Origin of the sequence: Brevundimonas pondensis (assembly GCF_017487345.1) — a bacterium.
GTDB classification, from domain to species: domain Bacteria; phylum Pseudomonadota; class Alphaproteobacteria; order Caulobacterales; family Caulobacteraceae; genus Brevundimonas; species Brevundimonas pondensis.
In genome coordinates, this window is record NZ_CP062006.1 from 1,299,638 (window position 1) to 1,315,984 (window position 16,347).

Here is a 16,347-nt window from a genome sequence, read left to right on the forward strand (position 1 = left end):
AGACCCGATTGACCCCTGCAGCCCGCCTCGCCGCCGCCGCCTCCGTCCTCGACAGCATCGCCCACAGCCGCCAGCCGGCCGAGGTGGTGCTGAAGGCCTGGGGCGCCGCCAACCGCTATGCGGGGTCGAAGGATCGTCGCGCCATCGCCGACCGCGTTTACAAGGTCATCCGCGCCCGTGGGCGTCTGGTCTGGGCCATGGGCGGGCGTGAAGACGGCCGCGCCCTGGTCATCGGCTCGCTGTCGCTGATCGACGGCCTGCCGCTGGACGAGATCGAGGCCCTGCACTCGGGCGACGGCTATGGCCCGCGTCCGCTGTCGAAGCAGGAGCGCGGCCGCATCACCTCGGCGCCGGGCGAGTTGCCGGGCTGGGTCGCCGCGGGCCTGCCCGAGTTCGTGGTCGAGGACTTCAAGATCACCTTCGGCGACCGCTGGACCGCAGAGGCCCACGAGCTGATGGCGCCGCGCGCGCCCATCGACCTGCGCGTCAACCTGGCCAAGACGACGGTCGAGGGTGTCGAGGCGGAACTGGCTGAGGCCGGTCTGTCGCCGACGCGCACGCCGTGGTCGGCCGCGGGTCTGCGTCTGTCGGCCGAGCCGCCGCCGAACGTTCAGGCGCTGGAGGCCTTCAAGCAGGGCCATATCGAAATTCAGGACGAAGGCAGTCAGGTCGCCTGCTGGCTGACGGGCGTTCAGCCCGGCATGACCGTCGTCGACTACTGCGCCGGCGGCGGGGGCAAGACCCTGGGCCTGGCTATGCTGGGACAGCCGGTGGCGACCAAGGCCGCCGTGGCCGAGGCGCCCGCCGCCCCGGTCGCCGTCTGGTCGCCGGTCGGCGGGGACGGGCAGGGGGCTGTGGTCCAGCCCAAGCCCAAGGCCAAGCCGGTTGTCGAAAGCGGCATCCGCCTGTTCGCCTATGACGTGGTGCAGAAGCGCCTGGACAACATCCGTCCGCGCCTGGCGCGCGCCGGGGTGTCCGCCGACCTGCGCCTGCTGGGCCAGAACGGCGGGGGCGTGGAGGATCTGGTGCGTCAGGCCGACGTGGTGCTGGTCGACGCCCCGTGCAGCGGTTCGGGCACCTGGCGTCGTCGTCCCGAGGACGCCTGGCGTCTGAAGCCCGCCGAGATCGAGCGCCTGCACGCCCTGCAGGTCCAGATCCTGGGCCGGGCCGCCGAGCTGGTGAAGCCGGGCGGGCGTCTGGTCTTCGTCACCTGTTCCATGCTGCGCGGCGAGAACGAGGCCACGGCCGACGCCTTCGAGGAAAACAACCCCGCCTTCAGCCCGCTCCCGGTGGTCGAGGCCCTGAAGGCGGCGAACCTGACCGACGCGGCGCGCGAGCGTCTGGGCGCCCTGGCCGAGGGTCATCGCCTGCGCCTGTCGCCGGCCTCGACCGGCACCGACGGCTTCTTCGCCGCCGTCTATGAGCGGACGGCATGAGCGACGGGCGCTCAGAAGACATCTACGGCCTGACGGTCCTGCCCGTCATGGCGGCGCCGGCGGAATACGGCGCGGCCCTGCGGGCGCGGATCACGCCCCTGATGACCGGCATTGGTCCGGTTGAGGGGGCTATCGCCCTGACCGCCGCCCTGACGCGGCTGGAAGCAGACGACGCCCTGCCGGACCTGATCGTCTCGCTGGGCTCGTGCGGATCGCGTGATCTGGAGCATGCGGCGGTCTATCAGGCCTCGTCTGTCAGCTATCGCGACATGGACGCCAGTCCGCTGGGGTTCGAGAAGGGCCGGACGCCGCTGCTGGAGCTGCCCGCCGTCCTGCCTCTGCCTTGCCCCATTCCCGGCGTGCCGGTCGCGACCCTGTCGACCGGCGCCAATGTCGTCTCGGGCGCCGCTTATGACGCCATCGACGCCGAGATGGTGGATATGGAGACCTTCGCTCTGCTGCGCGTGGCCCAGACCTTTGGGGTGCCTCTGGTCGCCCTGCGCGGGGTCAGCGATGGCAAGAGCGAGCTGACGAAACTGGAGGACTGGACCTCCACCCTGCATCTGGTCGACGCCAATCTGGCCGAGGCCTGGGACCGTCTGGCCGAGGTGCTGACGACGCAGGGCCTGGCCGCATTGGCCGATGTCCCGGCTTCGCGACTTGATCCCGACGTCTTCACCCGTCAAGAACCCGCCCCATCAACGCCCGCTTCGGATTCTGAGCCCTCATGACCGCGCCCCATACGCATGAAGCCGTTCTCATCGTCGATTTCGGCAGTCAGGTGACCCAGCTGATCGCGCGTCGCCTGCGCGAAGCCGGCGTCTATTGCGAGATCCACCCCTTCAACAAGGCGGGCGAGGCGCTGAAGGCGGTGTCGCCCAAGGCCATCATCCTGTCGGGCGGTCCCAACTCCACCACCGACGCCGACAGCCCCAAGGCTGATCACGCCCTGTTCGAGGCGGGCGTGCCGGTGCTGGGCATCTGCTACGGCGAGCAGACCATTTGCGCCGAGCTGGGCGGCAAGGTCGAGAGCGGCCACCATCGCGAGTTCGGCCGCGCCGAGATCGTCATCACCCGCGAGAGCCCGCTGTTCGCCGGCATCGGCGCCGTCGATCACCGCGAGACCGTGTGGATGAGCCACGGCGACCGCGTCACCGCCATCCCCGAAGGCTTCCACGTCATCGCCACCTCGGAAGGCGCGCCCTACGCCGCCATCGCCAATGAGGAGCGCAAGATATACGGCGTGCAGTTCCACCCGGAGGTGATGCACACCCCCCGCGGCGCCGTGATCCTGAAGAACTTCACCCACGGCATCGCCGGCCTGACCGGCGACTGGACCATGGCCGCCTATCGCGATGAGCAGATCGCCAAGATCCGCGAGCAGGTCGGCTCGGCCAAGGTGGTCTGCGGCCTGTCGGGCGGCGTGGACAGCTCTGTCGCCGCCGTCCTGATCCACGAGGCTATCGGCGATCAGCTGACCTGCGTCTTCGTGGACACCGGCCTGCTGCGCAAGGACGAGGCCAAGCAGGTCACGGAACTGTTCCGCGAGCACTATAACATTCCGCTGGTTCACGTTGATGCGTCGAAGGAATTCCTCGGCGAGCTGGCCGGGATTTCGGACCCGGAAACCAAGCGCAAGACCATCGGCCGCGTCTTCATCGAGATCTTCGACCGCGAGGCCGCCAAGATCGAAGGCGCCGAGTTCCTGGCGCAAGGCACCCTCTATCCCGACGTGATCGAGAGCGTCTCGGCCTCGGGCGGCCCGTCGGCGGTGATCAAGAGCCACCATAACGTCGGCGGCCTGCCGGACTTCATGAAGCTGAAGCTGGTCGAGCCGCTGCGCGAACTGTTCAAGGACGAGGTCCGCGCCCTGGGCCGCGAACTGGGCCTGACCGACGCCTTCGTCGGCCGCCACCCCTTCCCGGGGCCGGGCCTGGCCATCCGCATCCCCGGCGAGATCACGCCGGAAGCGGTCGCGACCCTGCAGGACGCGGACGCCATCTATCTGGAAGAAATCCGCAAGGCCGGCCTCTACGACGACATCTGGCAGGCCTTCGCTGTCCTGCTGCCGGTCAAGACGGTCGGCGTCATGGGCGACGCCCGGACCTATGAAAAGGTTCTGGCCCTGCGCGCCGTCACCTCGACCGACGGTATGACCGCCGACTTCTACCAGTTCCCCTGGGACATCCTGGCCAAGACCGCCACGCGCATCATCAACGAGGTCCGCGGCGTCAACCGCGTCGTCTACGACGTCACCTCCAAGCCCCCCGGCACCATCGAGTGGGAATAATTCAGGCCTTTCGGAAGCTTTCGGTATCGCTTCCGAAGACGCCTATAAGTCACTGACGTAAAAGTGAATTTTGACGAGACCCTTCGAAGCCTTTCGGAGGGTCTCTTTTTTGTGATGACGGCTTTCCTGACGGTCTCACGTCCGTTGCCTCAGCCGCCCCTGATTCATACCGTCACCCCATCAAGGGCGTCCTGACGGTTTTTTTTTCGAAACAAGTTGCTGAATTGTTTGCGAAAAATGACCGTCGAGGCCCCCGAAAACGCCTGACGGTCTTTTGGAAGGGGAAATGGCATGCTTACCGACGCAGAACTGAGGAATACGCGAGGAAAATCAAAGGCATATAAAAAGACCGACAGAGACGGTCTTTACGTGCTCGTAACACCGTCAGGAGGCATCGCGTTCAAGTACGACTACCGCTTCAACGGGCGGCGCGAGACGGTCACTTTCGGGTCCTACGGCCTGACCGGCCTGTCGCTCGCCAAGGCACGGGAGAAGCTCATCGACGCCAAGCGGATGATCGCGGAAGGCGTGTCGCCGGCTCTGGAAAAGCAGCGCGCCAAGAGGCGGCTCCGGGAAGCCCGCGACTTCGCCCATGTGGCGCAGAAGTGGATGGACGAGGCGCCCATGGCGGACAGCACGCGCAACATGCGGCGGTCCATCTTCAACCGGGAGGTCCTGCCGCAATGGCGCAACCGGCTGCTGACCGAGATCACGCCGGACGACCTGCGGGCCCACTGCAAGTCCATCGTGGAGCGGGGCGCTCCGGCGACAGCCATCCATGTCCGGGACATCGTCAAACAGATCTATGCCTGGGCCATTCTTCACGGCGAGAAAATCGACAATCCGGCCGACGGCGTGGCGCCGGCTGCGATCGCGCGTTTCCGTCCCCGCGACAGGTCGCTGTCGCCGTCCGAGATCCGGATCATGCTCGGGTTGCTGGGGGAGGTGGCCACACTGCCGACAATCCGCCTGGGCCTGAAGTTCATCCTGCTGAGCATGGTCCGCAAGAGCGAGTTGCAGGACGGGACCTGGGACGAGGTGGATTTCGAGAACGCGGTCTGGTCCATCCCGAAGGAACGGATGAAGCGGTCGCGGCCGCACAACGTCTATCTGTCCAGCCAGATGCTCGACATCCTGGTGGCCCTGAAGACCTGTTCCGGTAACTCCCGCTACATCCTGCCGTCGCGCTACGACGCCGACGCGCCTATGTCGCGGGCCACCTTCAACCGGGTGACCATGGCCATCGCTGAGCGCGCCCGCGACCAGAACCTGCCGCTGGAGCCCTTCACGGTCCACGACCTGCGCAGGACGGCCTCGACCCTGCTGCACGAGATGGGCTTCAACTCGGACTGGATCGAGAAGTGTCTCGCTCATGAGGAGCGGTCATCGCGGGGCGTCTACAACAAGGCGGAGTTCGAGGCGCAGCGGCGCCACATGGCGCAGGAATGGTCGAACGCCGTCGACGCCTGGGAAGCGGGCCGGTCATGGACCCCCGCGCTCTCTATCCCTGAAACGGAAGGACCCCGTTTCGATCCGCGTCCCTGACGGGGCGGGAGATGCGCTTGCGGACGTCCGGCGGCGTCGCCGGGCGGATCGGTCGACGTCGGCGCGACGCCAGCCAGGCTTCGACCTCCGCCAGATCCCAGACGACGCATCGCGGGGTCAGGAGGAAGCGTTTCGGAAACTCGCCCCGCTGTTCCATCTCCCAGATGGTACTGTCCGCCAGGGGGACCATCTGAAGCAGCTGCGCCTTTCTGATTGACCGCGTCAGCGGAGGGTCGGACCGGTTCATCGTCGCTCTCCTTAAAAGCCTTCGGGAATCGAAGGCGAAAGCTGAAGGAGCGGCCAGCCGTCAGCTTTGCGCCCGCCAGGCTGCGGGTCGACACATGCGCGCAGTGCTGCGAAGGGCGTGGGACTGCCCTGTTGGGGCTGCGTACGATCACAGCTCCGGCGATCTGGTCGAAGCTTTGCGTCAGCGGCGACCGGGCTTAGGAGGGAGAGCGAGATGCTCCTGCTGGGCGCTGCCTTCTCGCGCAGCCAGACGGGGTGGCTCAGGCAAAGCCCGTGGGTGGCGGATCGGCTCCGACCCATTCCCGGCCTTGTCGCGCAGGAGGAGATCGATCGAATTTGTGGGGATTGGGACGGCGCCTGCGAGCAGGTGCATCGTCATGCCCTGGCCAGGTCCAAGGAGATCGAGCGGGTCGCCAGGGTCCATCGGGATCCCTTTGAACCCATCCTGCCCATTCTCGAAGCGGCGAGCCCTGTCGGCGAGTATCGCAAGATCACGGAAGAAATCCTGCGCCGCATGCCCGAAGAGAGGCGCTATCCCCGGGCCGCCGCAGAAGCGGTCCGGTCCTTCCTAATGCTGAGGCTGGGTCTGCACCTCGGCGTACGGCAGAAGAACCTGCGGCAACTCCAACTGCGTCCGCGGGGGAGCCCGCCGACGCCCGAGAGGGAACTGGAGGTCCGGCGGTGCGGCGAACTGCGTTGGAGCGAAAGGGAAGGCGGCTGGGAGGTCTTCATTCCCTGCGTGGCCTTCAAGAACTCCGGTTCGGCCTACTTCTCCAAACGCCCGTTCCGGCTTCTGTTGCCGGACCTCGGCGGATTGTATCGCTGGATCGACGCCTATGTCGGACGCCATCGGCCGGCCTTGTTGAACGGCTCGCGCGATCCAGGCACCTTCTTCGTCAAGACCGTGAAGACCTCGAGCCGCGACGCCGCCTACAACCAGCACACCTTTTACAGCGCCTGGCGCCAGGTGATCCAGCGGTACGGGATCTACAACCCCTACACGGGGAGGGGGGCGATCCCGGGCCTGCTTCCCCACGGGCCGCACAATGTGAGGGACGTCCTGGCGACCCATGTGCTGAAGCTGACGGGTTCTTACGAGCAGGCCAGCTACGCCATCCAGGACACGGCGGTTGAGTTCCCGCCCGGGGGCGGCTTCACGCTGATCCTTGCGGCCGGACCTGATCGAACCCCTGAGCGCGGCGTGCCAGAGCAGAAGCTGGCACGGGCGCTCGACGTCGACGTCAAGGCGATCCAGCGACGCCGTAGCCTGCTCGACGGGGTGGCCCCTGAGGTCGTGGACCTGCTGAAGACCCGCAACGTCAATCCGGTCACCTTTGACGTGCTGCGCAAGATGCGGCCGATGCGCCAGGTCGAGGCTGCGGAGCTGATGTTGTCGGCCAACAATTTCACCTCGGCCTACGCCAAGGCCCTCCTGGCCGCCACCAGGCAGGGCGACCTCCTGCGCCAGGACAAGCCGAAGCGCATCGGCGGCATGACGCCGGAACAGATGGCGCGCATGGAGCGGGAGATGGCTTCGCTTACCAGTGACTTCCGGGCGATCGAGGCGTCCTACGGCGACGACGTACTCCACCTGGTGGTTGCGAGCGGCTACCTGAACCGCCTGTTGTCCAACCCGGCGATCGAGCGACACCTGACGAATCGCCATCCAGAACTGGTGGACGAATTCCGGGCCATCATCGCAGCCTCCTCACTCGATGAGGCCGCCGGGGGCGAGGCGCTGCCGGGAGGTGAGCCTGACCGGGAAGGGCAGTGAATTCGCCGGTCCTCCGTGTCCGGGGGCTGCCCATTCTTTCCTAGTCAGGCGATGATCGCACCCATCAACCATTGTTTGAATGCTGCAGCATCCGCCGCCGTCTCGAACGAGTAGTTGTCGCCGTTGGCGAAGAACCAGCCGTCGCCGGGCCGTTTCTGCAGCCAGGCCAAGATCCGGGCTCGTGCTTCCGGCCCGCGATCCGGCATGCTCATGGTGACGGTCTTGCCCTTGGCCCTGGCGTGTTCGATCGGCGTCAGTCGTTTCATCCGGCGGGTAGAAGGTGGTTCGCTAGCCCTGTCGATGCGCGCCGACCGGTTCTCAACAGATGCGAAGAGCCTGGGGATGGGACGGCCTTGAGGTCCGGTTCGGCTTGCAGTGAGCGACAGAAGCTGGATCGCACGTCCCGCGCCGTACCCGTGGGCCGCAGTTGTTGTTGTCAAGGGTGGGGAATGTTCTTTGAAGTAACGCGTCGCATGATATTCTGAGATTTATGGTGACTCATGCTGATGCCGCTGGCGCATTGGAAATGCGCTGTTGTCAATATGTACCGAAAGGTGACTGCATCACGCGTTTTTTACATCGGCTAATTTCGTTATTGTTTTCAGAATATTTAAATTCAGTCGGTCTCCGGATCGGCTTTGGTGGTTCGTAATGAATAAAGTCGTGAAAATACAAAATCATAAATCGATTTATGCAATCGAGTGGGAATGATCCACCGCAGCAGGGCTGCAAACGTCTGATGAGCCGCGCCCTTCGGAGAAATCTGGAGGGCGTTTCTCGTTTTCGGCAACGGGTCAGGCCGAAATGGACAGGCCGGGCAGATCGGGCTGATCGCCTGACATGGACCGGCGCTGGAGCGCCGCAACGGCCGCCATGCGGCTGTGGACGCCCAACAATCGGAACGCGGCGGTGATGTGAACCTTCACCGTACTTTCTGCGATCTGCAGACTGCGAGCGATTTCCTTGTTGGACTTGCCGACTGACAGCAGGGACAGGACTTCGCGTTGTCGCTGGGTCAGGAGCTCAGCGTGACCGGGCGACATGTCGTCGGGACGAGCGTCTGACGGAAGGTCACAGACCATCGGCGGAACATAGATTTGACCAGCGAGGACCGAGCGGAAGCCGGCAGCCATCTCGGCGGCGGCGAACTGCTTGGGAACATAACCATGGGCGCCTGCGGCCAGGGCGTTCAGGATTGAGCGTCGGGCCTGGGGCCAGGCCACCACCACCACCTTGAGGTCCGGTTGATGGCGACGAAGATGGCGCACGCCGTCCAGGGCGTTCATGCCCGGCAGGTCAAGGTCCACAGAGAGCATCCTGGTGTCCGGCGCGGCCAACAGGCCGCGGAGGACGCCCGCATAGTCTGCCTCCTCACGGATGTCGGCAGCCGCCAGGTGGTTGTGCAATGTGGCGACCAGCCCGGCGCGGTAAAGGGGCTGGGCGTCCGCCACCATAATCGTTTCCATCCCTCAGCCCATCACTCGAATGCGGTTCCGTTTTGCTGACAAAATGCTGCCACATATATCAGTATTCGCAATCATTAAATCGCAGCGTTATGCTTCTGTCTTTGTTTTCGTTATATGTTTGCTGCTTGATAATGATCGGCGAAAACATTCATTTTATTATGTTGTATCAAATGATGCGGTAATGATTGTTTTTTCGCCTTTCAGGTGTTTGGGCTTTTAGTGCTCGCGGCCCGACCTCCAGAGCGTTTGAGTCAAGGGCTCCAGAAGATAGGTCAGGGCGCTGCGTGACCGTAGGGGGACCAGGACTTCGGCGGGCAGTCCTGCGCGCAGACCTGTGTCACCGCGCACCTGTTTGATCTTTTCCAGTTCAGTCGGCGGGACGACGACCTCGATTTCGAAGTAGCGGGCGCCGGTGCGCGGGTCTTCGAAGCTGTCAGCGGAGACACGGCTGATGGATCCCTCGAGAATAGGCAGGTTTCGTTCCTGGAGCGCGGAGAAACGGACCTGGGTCTTCATTCCGGGTTTCAGATCGTCGGCATCGGACGGCGCGGCGCGGGCCTCTACGACCAGTGCGCGGTCCTGGGGCACGATCTCCATGATAACTGAACCGGCCCCCACCACGCCGCCGACGGTGAAGGTGGTCAGACCCACCACCCTGCCGCTGGATGGGGCGCGTATGACGGAACGGCTGATTTGTTCGCGAAGGGCGGAAATTTTGGGCTGTGTTTCGTCCAGGCGTTGCTGGATGACACCGAGTTCGGCAGCGATTTCCTCCAGTCGCGCGCGATCCAGAGAGACCATCTGCAGACGGGTTTCGCCTATGGCTTCGGAGGTGCGTGCGGAATCGGCGCGCAGGGCGCCGTACTGCCCGTCCAGTTCCGCAGCGCTGCGCTCCATGGCGCGAATACGGTTCACAGCGACGAAGCCCTCGGGCAGCAGCCGTCGCATGCCGGTCAGCTCGTCGCTCAGCAACCTTTGCTGCTCACGATTGGAGGTCATCTGATGCGACAGGCCGCCAATCTGTTCCGATTGTTGCCTTATGCGCTGCGACAGGACCGCGCGCTCGGTCTGGATTGAAGCCCGCCGTGCAGTCAGCAACTGTTGCTGGCCAGCCAAGGCCTCTTCAGCCAGGGCCGCGTCTCCAGGAGGCAGGGCGGCGAATTCCGGCGGCGGCGTCATGGCGACGCGCCCGTCCTGTTCTGCGTTGAGACGCGCCTGTCGCGCCAGAAGCGAGATGACTTCGCTGGTCATGGCGCGTTCGGATGCGATCAGTTCAGGCGTCGCGACGCGCAGCAGGGGCTGACCGGTGCGGACGGTTTGCCCCTCCGTGACATAAAGGCCGGTAACGACCCCGCCGTCACTGTGCTGCACGGCCTGACGATTGCCGGACACTGCGACCACGCCATCGGCCATGGCGCCTGAATCCAGGGGTACGAAGGCGGCCCACCCCAGGAAGCCCAGGAAGAAGGCGCCGGCGATGAAAAGGCCGATCCGCGCCTCTCGGTGAGGCGCGTCCAGGGTCTCCAGAGCCGTATCGGCCTTTGTCTGATTGACGGCGGTCATGTCAGCGAGCCTTCATGTTGACGACGTTGGCCGCGGCGGTGACCGTCGCGAGCGCGGCGCGGACTTCGGATTGAGGGCCCTGGCGCTCGATCATGCCGTTGCTGAGCACTGCCAGACGATCGACGTTGCGCAGGACGGATGCACGATGCGCCACGATCAGGACGGCTGCGCCTCGCGCCTTGGCCGCGTCCATGGCGCTGACCAGAGCCTGTTCGCCCTCGGCGTCCAGCGCAGAACTGGGCTCGTCCAGGATCAGCACCCTGGGGTCGTCGTACAGGGCGCGAGCCAAGGCGATACGCTGGGCTTGACCCCCGGACAGTCCCTGGCCGCCCGGACCGACCGGTGCATTGTAGCCGCCGGGCATGTGCAGGATCATTTGATGCACGCCCGCCTTGGTCGCGGCGTCGATAACCTTGCGATCTATGTCGTCCTGGGGATCGCCGCGATCGGCGGCGAAGCGGCAGATGTTCTCACTGATCGTCCCTGCGAACAGACCGCTGTCCTGGGGAACGTAACCGATATGGCGCGCCAGTTCTTCCGGGTCCCAGTCGGTGTAGTTTGCTTCGTCGATGCGGACATTGCCGCCGTCCGGCGCCAAGGCTCCGGCGACAACTCGCGCCAGGGTGGACTTGCCAGCCCCTGACACGCCGATCAGCCCCAGAATGTCACCGGGGATAAGCCAGATAGACACTGCGCGGAGCAGGTAAGCCGTTCCCTCGGGATTGCGGATACTGACATTCGTCAGTTCGACATAGCCTTCCGGCGGCGGCAGCAGCATGGGCGGACGGTCCAAAGCGTCGTTCTCACCCAGCAGATTGCGAAGCGTGCTGACCGCCTGACGCGCCTGGACGATGGACGGCCACGCCCCGACCGTCTGCTCTATGGGCTGAAGCGCGCGGCTGAGGAGGACCGAGCCGGCGATGATGGCGCCGATCGAAATCTCGCCGCGTATGGCCAGCCAGGCCGCCAGGCCGAGGGCCGGGGACTGCAGCGCCATTCGTGTAAACTTGACCAGGGCGTTGTAGCGGCTGCCGCGCAACTGAATTTCGACGCCGCCGGCGAGCGCTTCAGACCGCGCGGCCAATTGGCGAGTGACCATAGCCTGGCGCATGCCCAGCGCGCGAGCCACCTCGGCCATGCCGACGGCGTCGTCATGCCCGGCCTGGGCCAGGGTGGCGGCCCTGTGATTTTGCGCAGCATGGCGGCGACTGCTGCTTTCATTGGCCAGGGCCAGGGCGATGAGCACGGCTCCGCCTCCTATGATGAGGCCGCCGAGCGCGGGGTGGATCATGAAGGCCACAACCAGATAGAGCGGCGTCCACGGCACATCCATCAGGGCGATGGCCGCGGGTCCGGCCAGGGTGGTGCGAAGCGTGTCGAATTCGCGCATGGCCTGAGCGGTGGACGGCTCGCCCGGTGCGACGCGGGGGCGCATCATCAAGCGGTTCAGTATCTGGCCGGCCAGGATCCGGTTAAGGCGAAGCGATGCGCGGGTCATGATCCGCACCCGCATGGCGTCCAGCGCCGCCAGGGTCGCCAGGGCGACGCCGACGATGACGGTCAGCCACAACAGGGTCAGCACGCCCCCGGTCGGCACCACACGATCATAGACCTGCATCATGTAGATGGTCGGCGCCAGGAACAGCAGGTTCACCATGGCGCTGAAGAAGGCGGCCAGCCAGAAGTAGCGCCGGCAGGCCTTGAGTGCGACCTCGAAGGGTTTCGGCATGCCGCCCAGCGGGATTTTCATGGTGGTCTCTCCTTGGTCCCCGAAGCACAGGCGGCCTGCGCGGTGGAAACCGCGCAGGCCTTGGGCGGTCAGCTGATGAGGTAGCCGTCGTCATCCGGGTCCTGGATTGGATCCAGAACGCCGTTCATCAGCATCAAGGTCGAGTCGGAGTGGAAATGCCTGGACGTGAGGGGGCGAGCCAGGTGCTCGTTGAGATCGGCGGGATCACAGTCGAGCATTCGAGCCAGCGCCAATCCGGGAGCGAGAAGGAAGTCCCCGTTTGCCTGGCCTGTCGGATTCAGGGCCACGGGAGTTGCTGTTTCGCCCGTGGGCAGAGACGCGTCGGGCGTGGCGGGGGCAATGGGTGCGATGGGGCCGTTCAGGATGAAGGCGCCGGAAGACAGGTTGGCTCCGGAGACGCCTTCCAGGATCAGGGTCTGTGCGCCGATCGCGATGGCTGCGCCCGCCGCCGTGGATGTGATCGAGACCTGGGAGGCGAAGTTCGCCGCCGTCACACCCATGGCGCTGAGGTCAAGGCGGTCCTGCCCCATGACGAAGTCGGTGACATGATCGCCGCCGCCGAACACGAAGATATCGTCGCCGGACCCGCCGGTCAGAATGTCGTCGCCCGATCCGCCGTCAAGGACGTCGTCGCCGGACCCGCCGTTGAGCATGTCGTCGCCGGACCCGCCCGACAGCCGGTCATCACCCGAACCGCCTTCGAGAGCGTCGTCGCCAGACCCGCCTGACAACTGATCGTCACCCGACCCGCCGAGCAGTCGGTCGTCACCGGATCCGCCGTGCAATACGTCGTCGCCGGAGCCGCCTGACAACTGGTCGTCGCCCGATCCCCCAGTCATCTGATCATTGGCTGAGGTTCCTGTCATGACCTGACCAGCCACGCCGGCGGGCGGAGGCACGATCACGCTGTCGTCGTCGTCGTCATCATCGTCGTCGGGGACGTGGTCATCGTCATCATCATCATCATCGATGACGTCGTCATCGTCGTCATCGCCAGGAATATCGTCGTCGTCATCATCGTCGTCAGGAACGTCATCATCATCGTCCTGAGGCGGCGCGTCGGGTTGGAAAACGAACTCCGGAAGATCGGTCAGGCCGGTGTTCCGCATGATGATTTCGGAGAAGGTGAGGGCGTTGCCCTGGAAGATCGAGTCGTCGAAGATCTCGAGGTAGTAGAGCCTGTCGCCATGCTGCAGCCGGTTGAGCTGGTCCAGGAAGATGTAGCCGAAGGTCGAGCCGAGTTGACCGTGCATGGGTCGCTCCGCCAGACCGCCGACCCACAGGTCCATCGTTTCAAAGCCTTCTGGATAGGCGGCCTTCAACTGGGTGATGAAGGCATTGCTCAACTGGTTGCGGGCCTGGAAATCGTCCCATCCCGAATAGGGGCGCAGCCGGGCGTCGCCGGTCTGTTCAAAGAGATCCGCGCGCACGGTGTTGAAGGGGGCGATGCCCACGTCGCGACCGCGGAAGATGTTGAGCGCGGCCAGGTCGAGCGGTCGACCCACCAGCTGATTGCGCAGGGCGTTGACCACGTCCACGTCTATGGCCTGATGCGGGGTGGCGGCGGCTCCCGCCAGGATGGCGTCCACACCTAGCGACGCCAGGGTCTGTGGGCTCAGGAAGGCGTTGACCAGCGACATCTGCTGCAGCGCGCCGTTCGCATCCACATAGCTGACCGTCTCGTTCAGCATGGAGTGGCCGAAACGGAAGGCGGCCTGGGCGAACTCCAGCGAGATGGAGGCGTCGACCGTTGGATCATAGCCTTCGAAGCCATGCTCTTCGTCGTCGCCGAGGCCGCCGCCCATCGCCTGGGCGAACTCGGTGAAGACGACCCGCTGATATTCCGCGATGTTCATGATGCGCGCGGCCTGGAAATACTCCTCTTCGGTCCAGGCGCCGTTGGTCGACTCCTTCAGCCTGTCGACCCAGTGGTTATGGTTGCGTTCCCAGATCGTATGGATCGAGGTCAGCATCAGGTTCTCATTGCCGCGCCCGTCCCCGACCACGTAGTAGTGACCGATAGCGTCCAGATCGAGGATCGGCTGACCTGTGCCGGGATCGGTCTTGTAGACGGGTACGAAGTCGATCAGCAGCGGCTGGCCGGTGCCGTCGTAGTTGGCGATGTCCTCTGCTGTCAGCTCCTGACCGCCGGTCATGATCCGGTAGTTGGCGCGGATGTCGTCCAGTGTCGGCAGGGTGGGGCGACCGGTGCTGTCCAGGCCGCCGCTCAGCAGGTGGGCGGTCTGTCTGGGTTGGCCGTCGGGTCCGATTTCCCATTTTCTGAGCAGGTCGGTGATGGCCTCGTGCGAGCCGTAGGCCTGGTTCTGATCGACGTAGGGCGAGGTGTCGTTGATATACCGGGCGGCGATTTCATCGCCGTTGTTCGGGATGCCGTCCGGGTCGATACCGGTGCCGGGCATGATGTTGCCGCGTGGCGCCGTGATCGGGAAGGAAGGCGAGCCGATCGGCATGGAGCCGGGCGCGCCCTTGCTGAGGAAGTCCAGGCCGTGGTCGAAATACTGGCCGAAGGCGGTCAGAAGGGCCGTCCCCCCAAAGGCGTTGGGCGTGCTTTCCTCGACGCCGTCGCCGTTGTTGTCCTGATTGGAGATCAGGTCAGAGATCTGGCGCGGGGTCAGGGTTGTTTGACGGACGCCGGATGCGCCGTCGGTGTAGTAGGCGTCGGTCAGGCGGATGAAGGGCTGGCCAGCGTTGGCCTGGGTCGGATCCGCCTGGTTGTTGCCCAGACCGGAGGCGTCGCGGGTCAGGCCGTCACGGACCATCTGCAGCAGATCGCGGATGTCCTCACCGTCCAGAGGCAGATCGAAGGCGCCGTTGGACAGGGGCGGCGGTGGGTTGTCACCGCCCAGGCTGGGGTTGCCGAAGTAGGTGATGCTGTGTTCGCCGGTCGACAGGGTGGTGCTGCCGTTGGCGTTTCTGGTCCGGGTGCAGTCCTGCAGGCTGACGCCGTCGGGCAGCTCAAGCACGTCCTGGGATCGCAAGGTTCCGATGATGGTGTCGTCTCCGCCCAGTGAGCGGAAGACGATCCGGTGCGAGGACTGCAGGCCCGAAATATCGACGACATCATTTCCGGCCGACCCGTTCAGCGTGATGGTGCTGGTCGACAGAGAGGTCGGGGCGAAGTCGCCGTGAGTGACGAAGGTGTCCCCGCCGCCGCCGCCGGCGATCACGATCTCCTCGATTTCGGACATCTGGGTGATGATCGAGGCGAAGTTGGTGCCGTTGCGGGTGACGATGATCTCGACCCCGGGCGCCAGGCCCAATGAGGCCAGGCCGTTGGCCAGGCTGAAGCTGGCCCAGGCCGCGCGGGTCCAGACGTGATAGGTCTCGGCCGAGGCGTCGCCGTTGATCACGACAGTGTCGCCGCCGGGGCCTTCGAGCCCGCCGTTGATGGTGTCGCGGCCATCGCCCACGTTCCAGATGATGGTGTCGTCGCCGGCGCCGCCGTTGAGCGTGTCATTGCCCGTGCCGCCCGAGAGCGTGTCGTCTCCGGCATCACCGTTGAGAGTATCGGTCCCGGCCTCGCCGTTCAGGATGTCGGCGCCGTTTCCGCCGTTGAGCGTGTCATTGCCAGCGCCGCCGTTCAGCAGGTCGTCGCCGCCCAGGCCGTTGAGCGTGTCATTGCCGCCCAGACCGTTCATGATGTCGGCGCCCAACAGGGTGCCGCTGACATTATTGGCGCCGCCGGTGCCGTTGTAGAGCAGGCCCACGGGCGTGGTTGGGGCCGAAACGACCTGCTCGGGATTTCCGGCATTGTCGTTGAAGCTGACCACGGCGCGCAGCACCTGGTTCACCTGGCCGGCTCCGGGGGTGAAGGTCGCTGTCGTGGCGCCGGGAATATCGGCCCAGCTTCCGTCGCGCAGTTGCACCTGCCACTGGATCGTGCGGCTGGACAGGTTGATCCCTTGAGCATCGCTGATGGCGGCGAAGTTCAGGGTCAGCGGCTGGCCCTGGGTCGGGGTCGTGTCGCTGATGACAGGGGCGCCGACGGCGGGGGTGTTGAACAGGCCCGCCGTGTTCAGCGTCACGTCGGCGAACTGCAGCCGCTCGATATTGTACAGACGGTCGACGCCGTCGGACACCCGACCCAGGCCGGGCGTCACGGTCACATGGGTGACGATGATTCCGCCGTCCGCCGCCTGGGTGAATTCATAGTTGTCGCGCAGATCCCAGAAGACGGCGGTGTCGATGTCGCCGGTCTGCCCGCCGTTCAGGACCTCGCGCACGATATGCAACTGGGTCGGCGTGATCACCCGGTC

11 protein-coding genes are annotated in these 16,347 nt (G+C 65.1%); 5 read left to right on the top strand and 6 right to left on the bottom strand.

The window, feature by feature from the left end:
* Window positions 1-8: 8 nt before the first annotated feature.
* The 4 genes from IFE19_RS06590 to IFE19_RS06605 all read left to right on the top strand — a co-directional run bounded on the left by IFE19_RS06590 (window position 9) and on the right by IFE19_RS06605 (window position 5,271).
* A complete protein-coding gene (locus IFE19_RS06590; protein WP_207826629.1) occupies window positions 9-1,436 on the top strand; it encodes an RsmB/NOP family class I SAM-dependent RNA methyltransferase in 1,428 nt (475 codons plus the stop codon).
* Complete coding sequence (locus IFE19_RS06595; RefSeq protein WP_207826631.1) at window positions 1,433-2,167, top strand: 5'-methylthioadenosine/S-adenosylhomocysteine nucleosidase; 735 nt, start codon at window positions 1,433-1,435, stop codon at window positions 2,165-2,167. Before IFE19_RS06590 ends, IFE19_RS06595 begins: the two co-directional genes overlap by 4 nt.
* Window positions 2,164-3,726 (top strand): glutamine-hydrolyzing GMP synthase, encoded by a 1,563-nt coding sequence (gene guaA / locus IFE19_RS06600; RefSeq protein ID WP_207826633.1) that lies wholly within the window; start codon window positions 2,164-2,166, stop codon window positions 3,724-3,726. The genes IFE19_RS06595 and guaA overlap by 4 nt, the downstream gene beginning before the upstream one ends.
* 291 nt (window positions 3,727-4,017) lie before the next feature.
* Window positions 4,018-5,271 carry a tyrosine-type recombinase/integrase gene (locus IFE19_RS06605; RefSeq protein WP_207826635.1) on the top strand — a complete coding sequence of 418 codons (1,254 nt, stop codon included), beginning with the start codon at window positions 4,018-4,020 and terminating at the stop codon, window positions 5,269-5,271.
* Here IFE19_RS06605 and IFE19_RS06610 read toward each other — a convergent pair.
* Complete coding sequence (locus IFE19_RS06610) at window positions 5,228-5,518, bottom strand: helix-turn-helix transcriptional regulator (protein ID WP_207826637.1); 291 nt, start codon at window positions 5,516-5,518, stop codon at window positions 5,228-5,230. The two genes, IFE19_RS06605 and IFE19_RS06610, sit on opposite strands and share 44 nt — an antisense overlap.
* Window positions 5,519-5,731: 213 nt before the next feature.
* Between IFE19_RS06610 and IFE19_RS06615 the strand changes: the two genes are divergently transcribed.
* Window positions 5,732-7,291 (top strand): plasmid partitioning protein RepB C-terminal domain-containing protein, encoded by a 1,560-nt coding sequence (locus tag IFE19_RS06615; RefSeq protein WP_207826638.1) that lies wholly within the window; start codon window positions 5,732-5,734, stop codon window positions 7,289-7,291.
* Window positions 7,292-7,335: 44 nt separating this feature from the next.
* Here IFE19_RS06615 and IFE19_RS06620 read toward each other — a convergent pair whose 3' ends face one another.
* From IFE19_RS06620 to IFE19_RS18085, 5 genes are all read right to left on the bottom strand, one after another.
* Window positions 7,336-7,557: a hypothetical protein gene (locus IFE19_RS06620; protein WP_207826640.1), complete on the bottom strand. Its 222-nt coding sequence runs from the start codon at window positions 7,555-7,557 to the stop codon at window positions 7,336-7,338.
* Between the two features lie 528 nt (window positions 7,558-8,085).
* A complete protein-coding gene (locus IFE19_RS06625; RefSeq protein WP_207826642.1) occupies window positions 8,086-8,757 on the bottom strand; it encodes a LuxR C-terminal-related transcriptional regulator in 672 nt (223 codons plus the stop codon).
* Window positions 8,758-8,973: 216 nt separating this feature from the next.
* On the bottom strand, window positions 8,974-10,320 hold the full coding sequence (locus IFE19_RS06630; protein WP_207826643.1) for an HlyD family type I secretion periplasmic adaptor subunit: 1,347 nt from the start codon (window positions 10,318-10,320) through the stop codon (window positions 8,974-8,976).
* A gap of 1 nt (window position 10,321) precedes the next feature.
* Window positions 10,322-12,070 carry a type I secretion system permease/ATPase gene (locus tag IFE19_RS06635; protein ID WP_207826644.1) on the bottom strand — a complete coding sequence of 583 codons (1,749 nt, stop codon included), beginning with the start codon at window positions 12,068-12,070 and terminating at the stop codon, window positions 10,322-10,324.
* A 68-nt stretch (window positions 12,071-12,138) separates the two neighbouring features.
* Window positions 12,139-15,729: a peroxidase family protein gene (locus IFE19_RS18085; protein WP_404822165.1), complete on the bottom strand. Its 3,591-nt coding sequence runs from the start codon at window positions 15,727-15,729 to the stop codon at window positions 12,139-12,141.
* Window positions 15,730-16,347 lie beyond the last annotated feature (618 nt).

What these genes read in the sequence shown, in the direction of transcription:
- IFE19_RS06595 (WP_207826631.1), top strand. Translation starts at nt 1,433, where the DNA reads ATGAGCGACGGGCGCTCAGAAGACATCTACGGCCTGACGGTCCTGCCC.
- guaA (WP_207826633.1), top strand. Translation starts at nt 2,164, where the DNA reads ATGACCGCGCCCCATACGCATGAAGCCGTTCTCATCGTCGATTTCGGC.
- IFE19_RS06605 (WP_207826635.1), top strand. Translation starts at nt 4,018, where the DNA reads ATGCTTACCGACGCAGAACTGAGGAATACGCGAGGAAAATCAAAGGCA.
- IFE19_RS06610 (WP_207826637.1), bottom strand. Translation starts at nt 5,518, where the DNA reads ATGAACCGGTCCGACCCTCCGCTGACGCGGTCAATCAGAAAGGCGCAG.
- IFE19_RS06615 (WP_207826638.1), top strand. Translation starts at nt 5,732, where the DNA reads ATGCTCCTGCTGGGCGCTGCCTTCTCGCGCAGCCAGACGGGGTGGCTC.
- IFE19_RS06620 (WP_207826640.1), bottom strand. Translation starts at nt 7,557, where the DNA reads ATGAAACGACTGACGCCGATCGAACACGCCAGGGCCAAGGGCAAGACC.
- IFE19_RS06625 (WP_207826642.1), bottom strand. Translation starts at nt 8,757, where the DNA reads ATGGAAACGATTATGGTGGCGGACGCCCAGCCCCTTTACCGCGCCGGG.
- IFE19_RS06630 (WP_207826643.1), bottom strand. Translation starts at nt 10,320, where the DNA reads ATGACCGCCGTCAATCAGACAAAGGCCGATACGGCTCTGGAGACCCTG.
- IFE19_RS06635 (WP_207826644.1), bottom strand. Translation starts at nt 12,070, where the DNA reads ATGAAAATCCCGCTGGGCGGCATGCCGAAACCCTTCGAGGTCGCACTC.
- IFE19_RS18085 (WP_404822165.1), bottom strand. Translation starts at nt 15,729, where the DNA reads ATGAACGGTCTGGGCGGCAATGACACGCTCAACGGCCTGGGCGGCGAC.